The organism is Pseudomonas petrae (assembly GCF_021728295.1).
Classification (GTDB): domain Bacteria; phylum Pseudomonadota; class Gammaproteobacteria; order Pseudomonadales; family Pseudomonadaceae; genus Aquipseudomonas; species Aquipseudomonas petrae.
Genome location: NZ_JAKJXE010000007.1, coordinates 114,090 through 133,494, shown reverse-complemented (window position 1 = coordinate 133,494; position 19,405 = coordinate 114,090). Strand labels below are relative to the sequence as shown.

Genomic DNA, 19,405 nt, shown 5'->3' with positions numbered 1-19,405 from the left:
TCTCGCCGATCAGGTTGGGCAGATGAGTAGCCACACCAGCATGGCGACCAAGCTACTGAGCGACGAGGCAACTCAGGATGTGTCCCTGACGGTGGTGTATGAGTTGATGAAGAAGGTTGCAGGGGCACACGTGCAGAGTTCGACCAGGGCTTAATTTTTCAGCAGTCCAGACCAAAAAAAGAAAATGGCATTGAGACAGGCAGGAGGCACTCTAGCCTCCTGTCTGCTTTATGTCCTTTATTCGATTTTGGGGAGGAGCTTGAGCACCCAGTGAAAGAGTAAGAAGGCAATGGCTACAGCAATCAAGACCGGCGGAAATCGTAACATCAGGATCACGCCCAGCACTGCTGCTGAAGCGCTTGCCAGTACACCGATGAAGGTTAGAAGTGTAATCAGGAAACGTATCAACGCCATCGTGATCTCCTTGAGTTGGGGCGGTTCAGGTCCGGGGCGTGGCGGCTGTCACGTGTTGGATCGGCTCGCTTAGCGAGGCCATGGGCAAAGCGCTCCTACAGATGTCCCCGTTCTGCCAGCGATACGCAGCCCTCATAGCCAACTACCACATGATCCAATATCCGAGTGCCAACCATGTTGAGTGCATTCTTGAGGGTGGTGGTCAATGTGCGATCGGCCAGGCTGGGCTCTGGGTCACCGGAAGGGTGGTTATGCACGAGGATCACAGCCGCAGCGTTGTGCTCCAAGGCAATCTTGACGACTTCCCGTGGATACACCGTGGCGCCATCCAGCGTGCCTTTGCAAAGCTCCCTGAAACCAATTACCCGGTGCTTGGTATCGAGCAACAGCACAGCAAAGACTTCGTACTCGTGGTATTGCAGCAGTGTTTGCAGGTGGCTGAAGACGTGCTTAGGCTCAGTCAGTGCCCTGCCTTTAGACAGACGACTCATTGCCAGCTGTTGAGCCATTTGCAGGATATCGGCCTCAGTGACGGGGGACTCCATGACATAGGTGCCAGTCGTTTCACCGGCGCTTAGCTTGTGATATTTCATGCTGGTAATCCTGTGCGAATGCGTGAAAACGCTGGGAAGGTTGAGAAGGGCATTACTGGATAGAAGGCCTGCCGTTGTGTCGGGTAGCCTGAGACTCCAGCTTCCGAGCCAGTGATGGCTTTTTAGGCGCTGCCGGTTGGAGTTGGGTCTCTGCGTTGCTGGGAGAGCCTTCAACTGCTGGGTAGAACTCCTCGACGATGGTCCCGGTGTCCTCTTCACTATCTTCAAAGGCCCCGTTCTTAAAGCCCTGCCGGGCCGCTTGATCCAAGGCGATTTGGTCAAAGCCAGCGGCTTGTCGGTTTCCCTCCCGTTGCTTGGCTTCCAGTAAACCGTCTTCCAGACTCAGGCCACTGCGAACTGTGATGTCGAGATAGAAGATCGGTATACCGTGGCTCTGCCGGGTGGATTTACCGCGCAAGCGCAGCTCCAGCGGCAGGCAGGCCAAGCGGTCGCCGGAGATGGCTCGGAAATAATGCAGGCGTGCTGCCAGGGTGCGGATGCTATTGAACCCGGTGGTAAGAAATACAAAGCAGCCCAGCGGATCGTCATCATCAATCACCACGTTCAGTCGGCCGTAAGGTTTGCAGGCATTGCCTTGGGCCAGTGAACAGCTATCCGGTGGAGGGCAGGGCAACGCCACTTCCGCTGAGGCCGTGCCATTGGCCGGTGGTGGGGTATCACTGACCACGTAATCCCAGAACAGCCGCTCCAGGTAGATCAGCCGAGCAATCACTGACTCGTCCCGTTCGATTCGGTGAATCTCCAGGTGCTGGCCACCTAGCAATACCGCTGCATCGTCACGGCCAGCTGGTGCATGACTTGCAATTGCGCATACTTGGGCACACCTTCTTTCCATAGGCGAGCCCCGTTGATACCGGTGGTTTGCATTCGAGGATCTGCACATCCTCGGCGCCGATGACCTCACGATCGATGTTGGCCGGCATCCAAGGCACTTGAGGATCAGGATGCTGCAATACGCATTGACCCGCCGTACTCGGTTGCCGCTGCGCTGGGTGTAGTGCGAGGCGACAATTGGTTCCAGGATAGTGCCCCAGTAAGCAGGGCTCTCTTCATCCTGCGGATTAAGCTTGGGCAGTGATGCATCACGGCCAGTTTTCTCCAGCCATAGCTCCAACTGGGACTTGTAAGGATTGAGCCCTACGGCCGCGGCTGCATCCGAACTGCCAATACCTCGTTGACGTATGGCCAGCCAATCCTCTCTGGGTAGTTGTTTGGTGCCCACCAGGCGCAGCGCCGGACGGGGTTTACTGCTGGGGCGTTGCAACGTTTGCATTGTCATGATGGTTTCCTTTTCGGCATAAAAAACGCCCAGCCAGCAGAAGCTGGCCAGGCGCTTTAAGCGTTAGGTAGGTGAGCGGAACTAGGCGGCGAGTTGCAGGGCTGCTGTCAGGGCGCGTTGTTTGATCAGCGCTCCTTGACCGAACCAGGCAGAGTCCATGCGGTATTCATTGCTCCGGGAACGGCGCTCGTGATCGACATACTCCGTCACTGCGTTGAGCAAGCCCCACGCCGTTCCTTGGGCTGATTCAAGTGTCGCTCCGCGGCCTTGACCTTCATACAGGCTCTGCACCTTGCGCAGCGCCCTCTCGTTGGGCAGTACTGTCGGTAGTGGACTGTTCGGACTGGCATCACACAGCACATTCATGAAGAAACCCAGGGCCTCATGCCATTGAACTTTACGCTCCGCCAGTGCCCGCATCCGGTACATGAAGGCGTCCCACTGCGAGACGGCGACTCCCAACTGCTTTTTCATCGCCTGCGGATCGAAGCGGGTGCTGTGCGGGACCTTGATTGCCTTGATGGTACCGTCGAGGGCAATCGTCAGCGTGTTGTTACAGACCACCCTCACCGTGGTCGGGGTCGCTGTAGTGGCCAGGGTGCCGTCGCATGAGGTCGCTAGCAGCAGATAGCCGTTGACCTGGTCGTTGCCTTTCAGAGCAATCCCCTGGCCGGTTTTAGCCAACGCCCAGAACTTGCGACCGCCTTTGAGTACACCAGCCGTTTCTAGCTCGTAACCTGAGACTTCGGTAAGGTCACGGTAGAACTCCAGCACCTCACGCGGTTGCACGACCTGGTAACGGTTGGAAACCACCGACAACGGGGCCTTGCTGTCAGAGCGGTACAGCACCTTCTGTTCTAGAAATGAGTGGATCGTGCTTAGGTTACCGACAGTGTCGGCCTTGAAATGCACTGGACTTTCCTGGATTTGCCAGTTCATGCCGGCTTCGCGTTGCCAAACTTCCAGAGGTTGCTTTTGCGTCAGACGTTTACCCAGACCATGCCAGGGAGCTGCGCCTACGTAAGCCATTTGTTCGACGAGATGAGACATGGGAGTGATTCCTTTTAGGGAAAAACAGCATAGAGGCTGCGCAATTGCGCAGCCTCGGCCGGAGATATCAAAGAAGAGGAGGCCTGGTCAGACAGGAAGGTTGAAGCGATAGCCGCAGGTTAGGCAGAGGTTATTGGAGAGCATGTGGCGATCCAGCTTTTCCCCGAGTTGAGCACCAATGGCGCAACCGCCGGCACCTCCGATAAGTCCACCGATGATGGCACCAGAGACCGTGCCTAGTGTGATGCCAAGTGGGCCAGCAACGGCACCAACGGTAGCGCCGACCTGGCTACCGGCCATCGCAGCGCTGGCGCCGCGTGCAGCGCCACCCACGGTGCCGACAGCTGCGCTAATCTTCGTGGCTGTTCTGAGTGAAGCGATTTTTGGGGAGTTACAGCAAGGGCACTGCAATGACATGGTTTAGTCTCCATGAGGGATGTTCATGGCAGTGATGTATGACTGAAGTTTTATTGAGTCGAATCGTGAGGTGCTCTATGGCGAGCGACTGCCGCAATCGGCCAAAAGCTTTCAACTACGCCAGCCCACAATGTTAGGTGAGGATACTGGTGAGTAAGCTGAAAACTACCGTATGATCCTGAATGGTGATAAGTGAAACCATCGCTGTCCACGGATGAATATCTGGAGCACGTATGCTTTTAAGCTACCAGCAGTATCAAGAAGAAGTGACTACCGACATCCTTAATGTGCTTGGGCAGGCCGCCTGCCAGCCCATTCTGTTTGTGGGCTCCGGTTTTTCGAAACGATATGCCGGCGGACCTAGCTGGGAAGAGCTATTGAAGGTCTTAGCATCTATGTGCCCAAACATCAGCTTAGACCTAGCTTATTACAAAAAAAAAAATAAAAGTCTTGTTGAAATTGGCAGTATATTTTCGGATCACTTCCGGGAGTGGGCGTGGACAGATGGACGGGCGCAGTTTCCCGCTGAGTATTTTTCAGAGTCCTATCCGTCTGATATTTTCATAAAGCATGCTATCGCAACCATTCTCAATGGTATGGGCCCAGAAGATAGTGGCTCTTACGGATCGGCTCAATTAGACGCTGAGGTCGCAGCTCTCCATGCCATGAGTCCGCATGCCCTTATCACTACAAACTACGATCAATTGCTAGAGTTGATTTTTCCAGATTTTGAACAAGTGGTTGGACAGCAGGTATTGAGCAAGCCATATCTTTCTGTAGGAGAGATATTTAAAATTCACGGATGCATTTCCGATCCTTTATCTATCGTGCTTACCGAGGAAGACTACCAAGTATTTGAGGCGGACAAAAAATATTTGAGTGCGAAGCTGCTCACGTATTTTGCGGAGCACCCATTACTTTTTGTGGGGTACAAGGCTGAGGATCCAAACATAAAAAGTATACTGTACGATGTCACTCGCATGTTTAAGGCTGGCCAAGCTTTGACTCCTAATATCTATATATTGGAGTGGGATAAAGATGTGAGCGAGGCATCTTATCCTGCCCGTGAAAGAATAATAAATGTTGGGGGGGATGTAACAATTCGAGTGAAAAGTATCACGGCAGCCTCCTTCGAATGGGTATTCAAGGCGTTCGGCAACAACGGGGCGTTAGAGCAAATCAACGTCAAGCTGCTGCGAGCGCTGATGGCTAGAGCTTATAATCTCGTACGAAGAGATACGCTAGTCAAGCAGGTGGAAGTAAATTTCTCGATGTTGGAACATGCAGTAGAAAGCGATGAAAATTTTGCAAAGATATTGGGTATCACATCGCTTGATGGTCCGGCTGGTGTAAACGCCAATTACCCCTATACGCTCCAGTTACTGGCGGAGAAGCTTGGGTTCACTACTTGGAATAGTGCGCACAAGCTTATTGAGTTATTGGAGCAAATGTCAGGGTTTGACATGAAAAACTCCGACAATCCTTATCATTTCAAATTAAAAACTGGTAAGTCAGATAGTAGCTTCACTAGAAAATACTCAGAAGCTGCTGTATCTCTCTTAGGGAAAGTTCGGTCAGGTGAGGGTTTTAAACTCGCGCCCGGCTGCTCGGGGTAGATGCCACATGAGGCACGCCGTGACTACCCGGCATGGATGAGTGTCCCAGAAATGCTGGGGCGAGAGAAATGTAGTAACGGGTCGAGGTTGAGGGGGGCAAACCTTAAGCGCCTACATTTAGGTTGAAAGCGGCTTGTCCTGACATCATTCCGGGTATCTGATTCCGCTGATCGAACCGCCCGTGGAAGCTGGCCAGAGATACTCGGCTAACGCCATAATAGGTTGGGAGCAGACTCCTGGCCAGAGGTGCGGGAACATCGATTCAGGCATCTAAATCACGCTCGAAATCTCGGCTCCCCTCCGGTGGCTAAATGTCTAGGACGTTGAGTAAGGCCACGTATGTTGGTCGTGGTCATGATAAAGTTCACCCAACTTAGTCGGCTCGAGGATGAGCGATGAGAGTTCATTTCAGAGTCGGACGCGCAAACCTCCGAGCGCCTGCTATTGGACTCAGCATGGTGGGATCGACTCGTTGAAACAAGCGGTCGCGCCATTCTATGTTGGTAAGGGCACCGCTAGGTCCGAGCTGAAGACCGTGTAGAAACGTAAGTCCATCCTCCACATAGCCCAGCGGGCGGGGAACACTTTCCGTATAAAGAGCCGAGATCTGAGGAGTGCCTCCAGAAAAAGGATCATTTCCCGAAGTCACTGCATCGCAGAATGCCGAAAATATAGCTCTGCTCGTACCTCCAACGTCGGATTCCCCCCATTTGATAGCGTGAAATTTCGCAGCACTTGCTCCGGTTCCTAGCGCTATAGCTATCCCTGTGGTTGAAGGAAGGGGGACTTGGTTACAGCTCCAGGAGGCTGTTGCTGCATCGTAGCTAATGATCCATACAGCAAAAGCGGTCGATGGCCAGTTCTGAGTGCGGTGAACATGTAAGATCTGGAAGTTCTGTTCGGGGACGTTGAGTCTCTGTCTATGCGACTCCTTTATCGTCTCGAATATTATCTCGTTCTTATCGTTCGCACTTGTTTCAGGGGGGAACAGAATTTCATAATCGATAGCCGATATAACTTGCCCTAAAGCAAGACTCGGAAACACCACGTTCCCGCAATACCCAAATATATGCGGCTCCTTTAGCGGCGTGAAGACCTTCCTTCCGGCCTCCCATCTCCTTGCTGCAGAACCCCAAGTGATTCTGCTATCACTGGCCACGTAAATCGCGCGTGGCAGATGTGCCGATTGGCCTGTGTTGCTGTAGGATGCCCACGCAATCAATGTAGTCATACAAGTTCTCGTGCCTAAGGCCTGTTCCACGGTGTGGGCTAGGATTAGAAATTAGTGTGCGCGACGACCTGTAATCATGTTACTTCGTGAAAATGAGTTAGTCATCCGGTATGTTTAATAACAAATGCACGTAGTTTCCGGACTCAGATTTCACGTGGCAGCGTGCTAAAAAGGCGTTTTCAGCAGTCGGTTTTCTGGCCGTTTCAGAAAACGGGCCTTTGCAACAGAATCGGCCGACTTTAGCCGGTCACGACAGGCCCATGTCCACCGGTTGCGGCCAGTGACTAAATATTGATCTGTCAGCGTATCGATACGACGTTTAAGCCTTGGGTTGCGTGAAGCGCTGAGACTGATAGGCTGCCGGTAGCAGCTTCCTGGATGTGCTCGCTCCACCAGGTCATCATAGGGCGTCTGCGATCAATGTAGTCCGCTCGGTTGTAGGCGCTGCGAACCTCATCTTTATCAACATGGGCAAGCGCTACCTCGATCAGCTCCGGATTCCAACCGTGTTCGTTGAGGATGGTACTGGCCATTGAGCGCATGCCATGGCTTACCAAGCGGCCTTCGAAGCCCATGCGCTTTAGCGCCATGTTGGCTGTCTGGCTATTGCAGTGAGTACGAGGATTGCGATCTGCAGGGAACACGTACTCTCGGTGCCCGCTGTAGGGCTTTATTGCTTCCAAAAGTGCCAAGGCTTGCTCCGTGAGCGGGATAATGTGCGTGCGGCGTTTCTTCATGCGTTCCGCAGGAATCGTCCAAATACGTTTTTCGAAATCGATATCTGCCCAGCAGGTGGTTGCTGCCTCGGCTGGCCGAGTCATGGTATGGAGCTGCCATTCAATCAGGCAACGCGTGGTTCTTTTTATGCTGGCATTGGCAATCGCCACCATGAGCTCTTTTAGCTCATCCGGAGCGAGTGCCGCCATGTTCTTCTTTCTTGGCTTCTTGAAAACGGAGCGAATCCCACTGAGTGGATTAGCGTGAATCAATCCCGAATTGACTCCATAGGTCATAATTTCATTGAGACGCTGTGTCAACCGTTTAACAGTCTCGAGGCTGCCTTTCGTTTCTAGGGGGCGAAGCAAATTGATGACCTTGGGAGCCGTGATAGCTGAGATTGGGGTAGTGCCCAGGTCAGGGAAAACATGAAGCTTGAGGGAGCGCCAAATATCCTCGGCGTACGCTGGGGTGACTGAATCCTTTTTGAGCTCAAACCACGCTTTAGAGATGTTTTCAAAAGTGTGTTCCGTGGCTGCTTTCTTCGCGTGACGCTCGGCGTCGCGTTTTTCTTTAGGGTCTAGCCCCTGCGCGACAAGCTCTCTCGCTTCCACAGTTCTCTTGCGTGCTTGCGCCAGGCTGACCTCGGGAAAGGTTCCCAGCCCCATGTTTATCCGTTTTTTCGTCACAGGTTGGATGTAGTTGAAATTCCAGAGCTTGGAGCCATTGATTCTCACTCGCATTTGAAGGCCGTTGCCATCCGTGAGAATGTAGTCCTTATCCTTTGGCTTCGCGGCTTTGACTTTTACGTCTGAAAGACGCGTGGCTTGGGCCCCCATGATGTATTCCAGTGCTAGTTATGTATTCCAAAAAATAGCAGGAGAGCGCTTGGAATACCACTTGGAATACAGGAAATCGTGGATGGTCTTGGACGTTGACGGACGCTATTGGACCCTAAACCCTTGTTTTTACCGGATTTAAGGCACAAAAAAAGACGTCCGTGGACGTCTTTAGATGTTGAAGTGGTGGAGCCGGGGGGATTTGAACCCCCGTCCGCCAGTACTCCGCTTTCGGGCCTACATGCTTAGCCGTGTCTATTAAGTTAACCCTCAGCGACCCGACGGGCAGGGTGCTTTGGGCGAGCTGTGTAAGTTTTAGCCGATTCGTCCACAGCGTACTGCACGGCGATCCTGTTCTATATGACAATCACTTTGGGTTTACAGGCATCCCCTGGTGATTGCTGGAGCCGAAGCTACCAGAAGGAAGGCTAGCACCGCTTACGCGGCGAGAGCTTGTTCCCCGTAGGTTTCGTCATTGGCAACTATAGAAAGTTGCAACAGTGGATTTACGACTTCTGTTACCAAGTCGGCATGCCCCTAGAGTTTCATCACCGGCGTCGAATCCTAATCGGCCCCAATTCTGCTGCTCTAGCAGTCAGGCGGCGGAGTCTACCCGAATCAATGAGATACGTCGACCTCCCGCCTGACATTCCGCTCGCGACGGGCTTGCGCCAGTCGCGATTTGGCAATTACTTGGCGGCACCGCCGTCGCTGCCGTCACCACCGGTTTTCAGCTCGGTGATTTTCTTGGTAGTGATCGAGATGCACTCCTTCTCATTGCCGCTCTTTTGCGCGGCAGTGGCATCAGCAACGGTTTTTTCAATGTCAGTCTTGCTGTCGCCAGTCAGGTTAGTAGTGGTGGACGCCTCAGCATTTTTCAATGCCGCGATGTTCGCGCCGCACAGGTCATCAGCAGCGAAAACCGGGGAGCCCAACAGTGCAGCGGTAAGAAACAGTCCAGTCAGTGCAGTGCGCTTCATGTGTATCTCCTTGAGCCTGTTGACTCGGTATCGCCGGTCGATTCGCCGGTGCCCGAGATAGAGGAAAAAGCGCCAAATGAGTTGTGGCGCCTAAAGAGATGGACTGCCGCTCATCGCAGGGGTTCTATATTTTTTTCACAATGCTGTGAAAAAGCCACGTTGCCATATGTTTCGGGATTATGGGGCGATCTACGCCCCATTTGTGTGCATCAAGCGGTTCTTGGTTGAGTCACTCGATCCACGAGATAGACCAGGCTGTGGTAGTCGATACCGCCGTGTTGCGTGAGCCCGATCTCGCACGTCCGGCTGGTTGAAATGCCCTCATCGCAGTCCTGAACCGCGTCTTTCAACGAGCGCAGCGCATGGGCATTCAGCTCCGGTGTGGTGAAGCCTTTGTCGCCCGCGAACCCGCAGCAATGAATGCCTTCGGGCACGACCACATTCACGCTGCACATTCGCGCAAGCTCGATCAGCGCCTGGCTTTCGCCCAGGTGTTGAGTACTGCACGTCACGTGAACGGCGATGGCCGCCTGCTGCGGGGTGAACACCAGTTTGTCCAGCAGATGGGTACGGATGAAACGTACCGGGTCATACAGGTCGAGACGGGTTTCCTTGAGGTCCTGAACCAGACGTAAGGTGCAGGGGCTGGTGTCGCAATAGATCGGATCGAGCCCGCCGCGACTGGCCTTGGTCAGCGCAGCAAGCATCTGCTGGCGTTTGTCTTCTGCCTGCTCGGCATAGCCCTTGGAGGCGAAAGGCTGGCCGCAGCACAGACTGTCCTGGTCTTCCGGGAACACCACTTGATAACCGGCTTTCTCCAGCAGCCCTCGGGTCTTGTCCATCAGCGACATCTGCTCGCGATCGCCCGCCGCAGGCCCCATGACGCGAGACACGCAGGCCGCCAGATAGACCACACGGGGCCGCGAATCTTCAACCGGCGGAGTGAACCGAATAGCATTCTCCGGCTGCGGCATCGCCGGCGTCCACTGAGGCACGCGGCCAGACGACGCCTTGCTCAGCGCGCTGGATATCTTCGCCAGCCTCGGGGCGCCAAGCAGCATGCGGGCGCCATTGGCCGCATGCAGCGTAAATCGCGCACCCTTCAACGCGGTTGCAAAGTGCTGACTGATCCAGCTGGCGGCCTTGTCATGATGCGCTTGCTGCCCACGAAGCTTTTTCACCAGCTCGCCGGTATTGATGCCCACCGGGCAACGTTGCGCGCATAAGCCGGTGGCCGCGCAGGTATCGATGCCCTGGTATTGATAGTCACGCTCCAGCTCAGCCGTGTCGGTGCCCGCGCGTTTTTTTGCCTGAATGTCACGCCACATGACGATCCGTTGCCTTGGGCTCAGGCTCAGCCCTTTCGACGGACACACCGGTTCGCAAAAGCCGCACTCGATGCATTTGTCGATGATCGCATCGGCAGCCGGCATGGGTTTCAGGTGCTTGAGGTGCACCTGTGGATCGTCACTGAGGACGACGTCCGGATTGAGAATGCCAGCGGGATCGAGCAGCCGTTTGAGTTGCCACATCAGCGCGTAAGCCTCGAGGCCCCATTCAAGCTCGACGAACGGCGCCATGTTACGGCCGGTGCCGTGTTCGGCTTTCAGTGAGCCATTGAACTCCACGGCCACCAGCTGTGTGACGTCATCCATAAACGCGGAATAACGCGCGATCTCCTGCGGATCGTTGAAGCCCTGGGTGAAGACGAAGTGCAGGTTGCCCTCCAGCGCGTGGCCGAACAGGATCGCCTCGTCGTAGCGGTGCTTTTCGAACAGCTGAATCAACCGCCGAACGCCGATGGCCAGTTGCTCGACGGGGAAAGTCACGTCCTCGATGATCACGGTCGTACCGGTCTCACGCACCGCGCCGACGGCAGGGAAGGTGTCTTTGCGAATGGCCCAGAGCCGTGCGTTCTCGGTCGCGTCTTCGGTGAAATCAACCTGCTTCTCGACCGGGAAATGCGCGATGGACGCCATGACCTGCGCCAGTTGTTCATGCAGTAACGGTTGTGTCGCGGCGCGGGCTTCAATCAACAGTGCGCAGGCGCCTTCCGACAGCTCACGAACGAATGCCGGCATGCCTGGCTTGTTCTGCACCGAGCGCAAGCTGCGTCGATCAAGCAATTCGACGGCAGCGACCGGCTGGGTTTTCAAAACCGTCACGGCGTTGCAGCAGGTTTCGATGTCGGGAAAGACAATCAGCGCCGTCGCCTTGCTGGGGTGATCGGGCACTGTGTCGTACGTCACTGCGCTGATGAAACCCAGCGTGCCCTCTGACCCCACCAGCAGATGACTGAGGATGTCGAGCGGCTCGTCGAAATCCACGAGGGCGTTCAGCGACAGGCCACACGTGTTCTTCAGGCGGTACTTGTGGCGAATCTTCGCGGCGAGTTCGGTATTGGCGCGGGTCTCACGGCCCAGTTGCGCAAGGCGATCGAGCAGCTCGGCATGGCTGACTTTAAATGCAGCGACGCTGCCGGCGTCTTCCGTGTCCAGGCGGGCGCCGTCGGCGAGCACCAGCCGAATGCCAGCAAGAGTGTGATAGGTGTTCTGGGCCGTGCCGCAGCACATACCGCTGGAATTGTTGGCGACGATGCCGCCGATTTTTGCCGCATGCATGGACGCCGGATCTGGACCGATCTTGCGTCCGAATGGCGCCAGCCAGACGTTGGCCTGTGCGCCAATAACGCCGGGCTGCAAACGGATCTGCGCGCCTTGCTGGCGTATTTCACGGCCGTTCCAGTTGTCGCCGAGCACGATCAACACCGAGTCGCTGATGGCCTGCCCCGACAGGCTGGTGCCGGCTGCGCGGAAGGTCACGGGGACTTTATCGGCCTGCGCCAGTTTAAGCAGCGCCACGACTTCATCTTCTGATTCAACGCGGATGACCAGCTTGGGGATCAACCGATAAAAACTGGCGTCGGTGCCGAAGGCCAGGGTCGAGAGCGGGTCGTCGAAGCGTCGCCCGGTTGGAACGAGGCTGTTCACACCGGCCAGAAACGCGGCGGGCAAGGTCATGCGGTTTTCCTCGTGGGGCATCTCGGTGGCGCTGCGGCCTCTGTCGGGCCGCATGGGGCGGGATCTGCGCGGGTCAAGCGCCCAGTTCGCGGACCAGCGAATCGCGGGTGATCTCGCTGATCGACTTGGCGCCGGTCAAGACCATCGCCACGCGCATTTCCTTCTCGAACAGATCCAGCAGGTTTTTCACGCCGGCCTCGCCGTGGGTGGCCAAGGCGTAGATGAACGCGCGGCCGATCAACACGGTGTCGGCACCGAGGGCAATCATGCGCACCACATCCAGCCCGCTGCGAATGCCGGAGTCGGCGAGGATCTTCAGATCGCCCTTCACGGCGTCGGCAATGGCAGGCAGCGCACGGGCGCTGGACAACACGCCATCAAGCTGGCGGCCGCCATGGTTGGACACGACGATGCCGTCGGCGCCGAATTTCACTGCGTCGCGCGCGTCGTCAGGGTCGAGGATGCCCTTGATGATCATCGGGCCGTCCCAGGAATCGCGAATCCATTCCAGGTCTTTCCACGAAATCGACGGATCGAAATTGTTGCCCAGCCAGGCGATGTAATCGGTGAGACCGGTAGGGTTGCCGCGATAGGCCGACACGTTGCCCAAGTCGTGAGGACGGCCATTGATGCCCACATCCCACGCCCATTGCGGGTGAGTCATGGCTTGCAAGACGCGGCGCATCGGCCCGCTTTTGCCGCTCATGCCGGAGTGCGCGTCACGGTAGCGAGCGCCCGGGACGGGCATGTCGACGGTGAACACCAGTGTTTTCACGCCGGCGGCTTTGGCTCGCTCCAGCGCATTACGCATGAAGCCGCGGTCTTTCAGCACATAAAGCTGAAACCACATGGGCCGCTTGATCGCGGGGGCGACTTCTTCAATCGGGCACAACGAAACCGTCGACAGCGTGAACGGAATGCCCTTGGCATCCGCGGCGCGGGCGGCCTGCACTTCGCCACGGCGGGCGTACATGCCGCACAGGCCGACCGGGGCGAGTGCCATCGGCATGCTCAGGGTTTCACCGAACAGCGTCGTCTCCAGACTCAGCTCGGACATGTTCTTCAGGATGCGCTGGCGCAGTGCAATGCTGGCCAGGTCGGAGACGTTATGGCGCAGGGTGTGCTCGGCGTAGGCGCCGCCGTCAGCGTAGTGGAACAGGAAGGGCGGGAGCTTGCGCTGGGCGGCGGCGCGGTAGTCTGTGGAGGCAGAAATGATCATGGGATCTCGCAGATGAGTGAGCGGAGCCACAGCCGGGCGCGCAAGAAGCACACCCGGCGCTCGTCTGATTAATGAACCAGCATGCCGGTGAACCAGTACGCCTGGGCGTAGGTGATGCAGCCGACGATCGTGGCAAAGAAAATGCTGTGCTTGAGGGTGAAGCGGAACAGGTCGGATTCTTTACCCACCAGCCCGGTCGCCGCGCAGGCCACTGCGATCGATTGCGGGGAGATCATTTTGCCGGTCACGCCGCCGCTCGAGTTCGCCGCAACCATAAGCACGTCACTGACGCCCAGTTGATGCGCAGTGGTGGCCTGCAACGAGCCGAACAGCGCGTTCGACGACGTGTCGGAGCCTGTCAGGAACACCCCCAGCCAGCCTAGGAATGGCGAAAAGAACGGGAAGGCGCTGCCTGTCCCGGCGAGGACCAGCGCCAGCGTCGAGGACATGCCGGAGTAGTTCATGACGAAGGCGAAGGCCAGCACCATGCCGATGGACACGATCGCCCAGCGCAGTTCGATCAGCGTTTCTTTGAACGTGGTCAGCCCGGTTTTGGCGCTGATCCGCAGCACGATCATCGCCAGAATCGCCGAGATCAGAATCGCGCTGCCCGATGCGGCGAGCAGGTCGAATTTGTACACCGCTGGCATGGCCGTCGGGTTGGCGACAATCGGCGCCATCTTCATGACCAGTTGATCCAGGTGCGGCACCGGGAAGTTCATGGTCAGCGCTTGCAGCGGACCGCCTGCAGCGAACAGCGCCTTGAACGGTTTCAGCGTCCAGATCGTCACGACGACGGTCAGGATCAGGAAGGGCGACCATGCCTTGATGATGGTGCCCGCCGAGTAAGGCGATTTCTTGGTAGTGCGCGGTTGACTAAAGCCGCCCGCGTTACCTGCGCCGCCGCCCATGACCGCAGCACCGCCGGATGCACCGGCGATTTGCGCGTCGGCTGCGCGAGCTGGCTGCCAGACTTTCAAGAAGAAAGTCAGAGACACGAGGCTGACCAGCGCCGAGGTAATGTCAGGCAGCTCCGGGCCAATGAAGTTGGAGGTCAGAAATTGGACGATGGCGAAGCTGCCGCCCGCAACCAGCGCCGCTGGCCAGGTCTCTTTGACGCCTTTCACGCCGTCCATCATGAACATCAGCCAGAACGGCACGAACACCGACAACAGCGGCAGTTGACGACCGGCCATGGCGCCGATTTTGAACGGGTCGAGGCCAGACACCTGACCGGCCACGATGATCGGAATACCCAATGCGCCAAAGGCTACCGGTGCGGTGTTCGCAATCAGGCAGAGGCCTGCGGCATACAGCGGGTTCAATCCCAGGCCAACGAGCAATGCAGCGGTGATCGCCACCGGTGCGCCGAAGCCTGCCGCCCCTTCCAAAAACGCGCCGAAGCAAAAGCCGATCAGCAAGACCTGCAAGCGCTGGTCGTCAGTGATCGACATGACCGAACTGCGAATGATCTCGAACTGGCCGCTTTTGACCGTCAGTTTGTAGAGAAACACGGCCGCGATGATGATCCACGCGATGGGCCACAAGCCGTAGAGGAACCCGTAACCGGCGGACGCGACGGCCATGTCGGCAGGCATCTGGAACGCGAAGATCGCGATCAGTATGGCTAGCAGCAGCGTGATGGCCCCTGCGACGTGGCCCTTGAGCCGGAATATCGCCAGCGCCAAAAAGAAGAAGACGATCGGAATGACAGCCACCAGCGCCGAAAGGCCCAAGCCGCCAAGAGGTGTGTAGAGCTGTTGCCAGGTTTGCATGTATGAGGCCCCTAATTGTTTTTGGTTAGGCCCGGTGTCCATGTCTTACGTGCGCGGCTCCTGCAGGCGACAACTGCTTGTATGTCTTCCTGTCGGCGCTGACGAACGAGTCGCACAGCTCACCAGCTCAAGCGTTCCGCCGTCGGGAAGTGCCTGCGGCGTGGTACAGCGGTAGCCGTCCGTCGCCGGCATTGAAAATTGGTAATACCAATTTACAATGTCTTGGAGGTAGGTTAGAAGCCTTGCTGACGGTGTGTCAATTTATGACGCATAAACTTTCGTAGCAGCTCGCTCGGATTTCACCTGCTTTACGCCTGACAGGACGATTTCTCCTACATCTGCCGGGTGAATGTCTGATCGTGATCGGCGAGAATATGTGCCCCGCAGCTACGTCAGACGGGGGCAGCCGGGTTGTGGAGTGAAGGGTTATGGGCTTTGATCAGGTGCGTCAGCGCCGCTTGTCCGACGACATTGTCGAGCAGCTGGAAAGGATGATTCTGGAGGGCACATTGCGCTCCGGCGGTCGTCTGCCGGCTGAGCGAGCGCTCGCTGAGCAATTTGGTGTGTCACGTCCCTCGCTGCGCGAAGCCATTCAAAAGCTGACGGCCAAAGGGCTGTTGGTCAGCCGTCAGGGTGGCGGCAACTACGTCGTCGACAGTCTAGGGTCGACGTTCAGCGATCCGCTGCTTCATCTGCTTGAAAGTAGCCCTGAAGCCCAGCGCGACTTGCTTGAGTTCCGCCACACCCTCGAAGCCTCATGCGCCTACTACGCGGCCATACGCGCGACGGATGTCGATCGGCTGCGGCTGCGCGAAGCGTTCGATGCGTTGCAGGACTGCTACCACCGCGCGGAGGAAGTGAGCCGTGCGGAGGAGGGCGCGGCAGACGCCAATTTCCACCTCGCCATCGCCGAAGCCAGCCACAACGCTGTCTTGCTGCACACCATTCGCGGCCTGTTCGATCTGCTGCGGCGCAGTGTCGTCACTAACATTGGCGGCATGTACAAACAGCGCGCAGAAACCCGCGACATGCTGATCGATCAGCATCGTGAGTTGTACCTGGCGATTATCGAAGGGCGGGCGGACGATGCTCGAGAAGTGTCGAGCCGTCATTTGCTGTACGTGCAGGAGGTTCTGGAGGAAGTGCGCCAGCAAGTGCAGCGCACTGCGCGGGCTGAACGGCGCAACCGGATTTGAAAAATATCGGTTGGGCCAGGGACCCATAACTGACCACTGATATAGATCCTGTAGGAGCCAGCTTGCTGGCGAACCCTCCATTTTAGTCATCACAATGTTGACCACAATGACGCGTTCGCCAGCAAGCCGGCTCCTACAGCTCCCGCATCAACCAGAAAGCTCAACGCTGCTTTCAGCGGCCTCTGGCGGGGGGCGTCAAATCAGACACCGAAAGAATCAGTCTTCCTTGCCCTTGTTCCGCACTGCGCGTTGCAGCTCGCGATTGGAGTCGCGTTCGCGCTCGGTGTCGCGCTTGTCGTATTCCTTCTTGCCTTTGCCCAGAGCAATCTCGCACTTGATCAAGTGCTGCTTCCAGTAAAGGGCAAGGGCCACGCAGGCATAGCCTTTTTGCTGAACAGACGACGTCAGCTTTTCCAGCTCGCGCTTGTTGAGCAACAGTTTACGGGTGCGTGTCGGGTCAGCGATGACGTGGGTACTGGCTGTCGTCAGCGGCGAGATATGGCTACCCATCAGCCAGGCCTCGCCGTCCTTGAGCAACACGTAACTGTCAACCAACTGCACCTTGTTGGCACGCAGGCTTTTTACTTCCCAGCCAGCCAGGACCAGACCGGCCTCGAACTTGTGTTCGATGAAGTAATCGTGACGCGCCTTTTTATTTTGCGCGATGGTCCCTGTGGGATGTTTCTTGAGCTTAGCCATAGGCGACGCATTATAGGGATCAACGGGCGTCTCGGCTATGGGCTCGGCACGCTGAAGCTGTGTGCTTGAGCACGTGGAGTGAATCCCGGACAATGCGCGATCTTTTTTGCGTGTTGGACGTGTCAACGATGTCGACGGACAAGGTTTCAGTTCACGGGAGTTGGGCCAGTCGCTGGGTGTTCATCCTGGCTGCCACCGGCTCTGCCGTGGGGTTGGGCAGCATATGGAAATTCCCTTACATGGTCGGCGTCTACGGCGGCGGTGCGTTTGTGCTGGTGTTCCTCGCCTGCATCGCCCTGATCGGGATTCCGGTGATGATCGCCGAGACACTCATAGGCCGCCGCGCAAGGCAGAGCCCGGCCAACGCGCTGCGTGCGCTGGCACTCGCCGCCGGGCATTCGTCGAAGTGGTCGTGGGGCGCGTTCGCCGGCATGGTCACTGCGCTGTTGATTCTCTCTTTTTATAGTGTCGTGGGTGGCTGGTCGCTCGAGTACATCATCGATGTTGGCAAGGGCGATTTCAAAGGCGTGACGCCTGACGGTGTCGGTGCCTATTTTGGCGAGATGATCGCTGATCCATGGCGCCTGGTCGGCTGGCACACGCTGTTCATGCTGCTGTCGGCGATCACCATTGCCAAGGGCGTCAACGCCGGTCTCGAGCGCAGCCTGCGTATCCTGATGCCTTTGCTGTTCGTGCTCATCGTGATTCTGTTGGGCTACAGCCTGACCACCGGGCATTTCATGGAGGGCGTGCACTTCATGTTCGACTTCACGCCCGAGAAGCTGCTCGATGGCCTGCTCCCGGCCATGGGCCACGCGTTCTTCTCGCTCAGTGTAGGCGTCGGTTCGATCATGATCTACGGCGCGTACATGACCAAAGAGGCGTCGATCAGCGCAACTGTCGTGGGCGTGGCATTGCTCGACACATTCGTGTCGCTGCTGGCGGGCCTTGCATTGTTTCCGATTGTGTTTGCGGCAGGGCTAAACCCAAGCGAAGGGCCGGGCCTGATGTTCGTTACGCTGCCGTATGCATTTGGTAACGTCGCCTTCGGTACCGTGATGGGCGTGGTCTTCTTTATCCTTGTCGCCGTTGCGGCCTGGAGCTCGGCCATTTCCTTGCTCGAACCCATGGTCGCTTACCTGGTAGAGCGCACAAAGGTTCGCCGCGGCTGGGTGACTTTCTGGCTATCGTTCATCTGCTGGTTTGTCGGGTTGGGTACGGTTTTCTCGTTCAACATCTGGAAGCAGGCCAAATTCTTCGTGAACGAAGGCGGCGGCTTTCACCTCTATCAGTGGGGAGCGTCGTCGGGGCTGGATTTCTTTGGCGTGATCGATTTCTTCACCTCGCGGATCATGCTACCGCTGGGTGGATTGTGCTTTGTGGTATTCGCAGGTTGGGTGATGGGACGCGGTGCGGTGCGCGACGAATTGTCGGTACGCAGCCCGGTTCTGTTCGCCTTAACGTTCTCTTTGATGCGCTATGTGGCGCCGATCGGCATCGTGATTGTCTTTGCCGCTCAGCTTTGGAAATGACGCTGACATGACTACGCATATTCAACGTTCCGCCCTTTTGCCATATCCCGCCCAGGCGCTTTACGACCTGGTCAATGACGTGAGTCGCTACTCTGAATTTCTGCCGTGGTGTTCCGCCGGCACCGTGCTTGAGCAGAGTGATACCTCAATGCGTGCGCGTGTCGAGATCGCCAAAGGCGGTTTGAGCCAGCACTTCGTCACGCGTAATACGCTGACGCCGGGACAGGTCATCGAGATGAATCTGGAGGAGGGGCCTTTCAGTCAGCTTCACGGCGTCTGGACCTTCAAGGCTTTGAATGAAAAGGCCTGCAAGATCAGCCTGGACCTGTCGTTCGACTACAGCGGCTCGATCGTCCGCGCGACCTTGGGGCCGCTGTTCAATCAGGCCGCCAACACCCTGGTTGATGCTTTCTGCCAACGAGCCAAAGAGCTGCATGGCTGAGCCGATGATTCGCGTCGAGGTGGTCTATGCCACCGTCGACCGTCAGGAGTTGCTGGCGCTGGACGTGCCCGTCGGAACATCGGTACGCGCAGCAGCCATTGCGTCGGGCATGGCCGAGCGGTTTCCTGAACTGGATCTCGCACAGTGCCCGTTTGGCATCTTCGGCAAGCTCGTTGGCGACCCGGAGCAGCGCGAGCTGGAAGCCGGCGACAGGGTTGAGATTTATCGCCCGTTGCTGGCCGATCCGAAAGAAGTACGCCGTCTGCGCGCTTTAAAAGCCGCAGCTGCAAGAAAGGCGCAAAAACCGATTTAAATTTTCTCATCGGCTCGATTGAGAGACGTAAAAAAGCCCGGGATGTCCGGGC

Annotated in this window: 16 protein-coding genes, 1 other RNA gene and 2 pseudogenes; 6 read left to right on the top strand and 13 right to left on the bottom strand. The window is 56.9% G+C overall.

Going from position 1 to position 19,405, the window contains the following annotated elements:
- Window positions 1-22 precede the first annotated feature (22 nt).
- Window positions 23-154, top strand: a complete 132-nt coding sequence (locus L4G42_RS26045) for a hypothetical protein (protein WP_272905112.1) — start codon at window positions 23-25, stop codon at window positions 152-154.
- 83 nt (window positions 155-237) lie between these two features.
- Here L4G42_RS26045 and L4G42_RS13950 read toward each other — a convergent pair whose 3' ends face one another.
- The 6 genes and pseudogenes from L4G42_RS13950 to L4G42_RS13925 all read right to left on the bottom strand — a co-directional run bounded on the left by L4G42_RS13950 (window position 238) and on the right by L4G42_RS13925 (window position 3,774).
- Window positions 238-414: a hypothetical protein gene (locus tag L4G42_RS13950; protein WP_237260877.1), complete on the bottom strand. Its 177-nt coding sequence runs from the start codon at window positions 412-414 to the stop codon at window positions 238-240.
- 95 nt (window positions 415-509) lie between these two features.
- The gene (gene radC / locus L4G42_RS13945; RefSeq protein WP_237260874.1) at window positions 510-1,007 is read right to left on the bottom strand and encodes a RadC family protein; all 498 of its coding nucleotides are present in this window, start codon (window positions 1,005-1,007) and stop codon (window positions 510-512) included.
- A gap of 52 nt (window positions 1,008-1,059) precedes the next feature.
- Window positions 1,060-1,644 (bottom strand): annotated as a pseudogene (locus tag L4G42_RS13940) (recombination directionality factor); the annotation flags it as partial.
- Window positions 1,645-1,851: 207 nt separating this feature from the next.
- A pseudogene (locus tag L4G42_RS13935) lies at window positions 1,852-2,301 on the bottom strand (lambda-exonuclease family protein); the annotation flags it as partial.
- Window positions 2,302-2,388: 87 nt separating this feature from the next.
- The gene (locus L4G42_RS13930; protein WP_237260872.1) at window positions 2,389-3,357 is read right to left on the bottom strand and encodes a DUF932 domain-containing protein; all 969 of its coding nucleotides are present in this window, start codon (window positions 3,355-3,357) and stop codon (window positions 2,389-2,391) included.
- An 87-nt stretch (window positions 3,358-3,444) separates the two neighbouring features.
- A complete protein-coding gene (locus L4G42_RS13925; protein WP_237260870.1) occupies window positions 3,445-3,774 on the bottom strand; it encodes a hypothetical protein in 330 nt (109 codons plus the stop codon).
- 233 nt (window positions 3,775-4,007) lie between these two features.
- Here L4G42_RS13925 and L4G42_RS13920 point away from each other — a divergent pair, with 233 nt between their 5' ends.
- Window positions 4,008-5,390, top strand: coding sequence for an SIR2 family protein (locus L4G42_RS13920; RefSeq protein WP_237260868.1), 1,383 nt, complete (start codon window positions 4,008-4,010; stop codon window positions 5,388-5,390).
- 1,530 nt (window positions 5,391-6,920) lie between these two features.
- Here the strand turns inward: L4G42_RS13920 and L4G42_RS13915 are convergent.
- The 6 genes from L4G42_RS13915 to L4G42_RS13890 form a co-directional block, all read right to left on the bottom strand.
- On the bottom strand, window positions 6,921-8,177 hold the full coding sequence (locus L4G42_RS13915; protein ID WP_237260866.1) for an integrase domain-containing protein: 1,257 nt from the start codon (window positions 8,175-8,177) through the stop codon (window positions 6,921-6,923).
- A 184-nt stretch (window positions 8,178-8,361) separates the two neighbouring features.
- Window positions 8,362-8,753, bottom strand: a transfer-messenger RNA (tmRNA) gene (gene ssrA, locus L4G42_RS13910).
- Window positions 8,754-8,866: 113 nt separating this feature from the next.
- A complete protein-coding gene (locus L4G42_RS13905; RefSeq protein WP_237252915.1) occupies window positions 8,867-9,157 on the bottom strand; it encodes a hypothetical protein in 291 nt (96 codons plus the stop codon).
- Window positions 9,158-9,366: 209 nt separating this feature from the next.
- The gene (locus L4G42_RS13900) at window positions 9,367-12,177 is read right to left on the bottom strand and encodes an FAD-binding and (Fe-S)-binding domain-containing protein (RefSeq protein ID WP_237253006.1); all 2,811 of its coding nucleotides are present in this window, start codon (window positions 12,175-12,177) and stop codon (window positions 9,367-9,369) included.
- A gap of 73 nt (window positions 12,178-12,250) precedes the next feature.
- On the bottom strand, window positions 12,251-13,396 hold the full coding sequence (gene lldD / locus L4G42_RS13895) for an FMN-dependent L-lactate dehydrogenase LldD (RefSeq protein ID WP_192173320.1): 1,146 nt from the start codon (window positions 13,394-13,396) through the stop codon (window positions 12,251-12,253).
- Between the two features lie 68 nt (window positions 13,397-13,464).
- On the bottom strand, window positions 13,465-15,171 hold the full coding sequence (locus L4G42_RS13890) for a lactate permease LctP family transporter (protein ID WP_237252916.1): 1,707 nt from the start codon (window positions 15,169-15,171) through the stop codon (window positions 13,465-13,467).
- Between the two features lie 428 nt (window positions 15,172-15,599).
- On the opposite strand from L4G42_RS13890, the gene L4G42_RS13885 reads away from it, so the two are divergent.
- Window positions 15,600-16,367 carry a GntR family transcriptional regulator gene (locus tag L4G42_RS13885; RefSeq protein ID WP_237252917.1) on the top strand — a complete coding sequence of 256 codons (768 nt, stop codon included), beginning with the start codon at window positions 15,600-15,602 and terminating at the stop codon, window positions 16,365-16,367.
- A 216-nt stretch (window positions 16,368-16,583) separates the two neighbouring features.
- Here the strand turns inward: L4G42_RS13885 and smpB are convergent, their stop codons facing one another.
- The gene (gene smpB, locus L4G42_RS13880; RefSeq protein WP_065987620.1) at window positions 16,584-17,066 is read right to left on the bottom strand and encodes an SsrA-binding protein SmpB; all 483 of its coding nucleotides are present in this window, start codon (window positions 17,064-17,066) and stop codon (window positions 16,584-16,586) included.
- A 128-nt stretch (window positions 17,067-17,194) separates the two neighbouring features.
- Here smpB and L4G42_RS13875 point away from each other — a divergent pair, with 128 nt between their 5' ends.
- Genes L4G42_RS13875 through L4G42_RS13865 form a run of 3 tightly spaced genes read left to right on the top strand, consistent with a single transcriptional unit; the run spans window position 17,195 to window position 19,353 of the window.
- Window positions 17,195-18,598, top strand: coding sequence for a sodium-dependent transporter (locus L4G42_RS13875; protein ID WP_237252918.1), 1,404 nt, complete (start codon window positions 17,195-17,197; stop codon window positions 18,596-18,598).
- Between the two features lie 7 nt (window positions 18,599-18,605).
- Window positions 18,606-19,040 carry a type II toxin-antitoxin system RatA family toxin gene (locus tag L4G42_RS13870; protein ID WP_074888440.1) on the top strand — a complete coding sequence of 145 codons (435 nt, stop codon included), beginning with the start codon at window positions 18,606-18,608 and terminating at the stop codon, window positions 19,038-19,040.
- Window positions 19,033-19,353, top strand: coding sequence for an RnfH family protein (locus L4G42_RS13865; RefSeq protein ID WP_237252919.1), 321 nt, complete (start codon window positions 19,033-19,035; stop codon window positions 19,351-19,353). The genes L4G42_RS13870 and L4G42_RS13865 overlap by 8 nt, the downstream gene beginning before the upstream one ends.
- Window positions 19,354-19,405 lie beyond the last annotated feature (52 nt).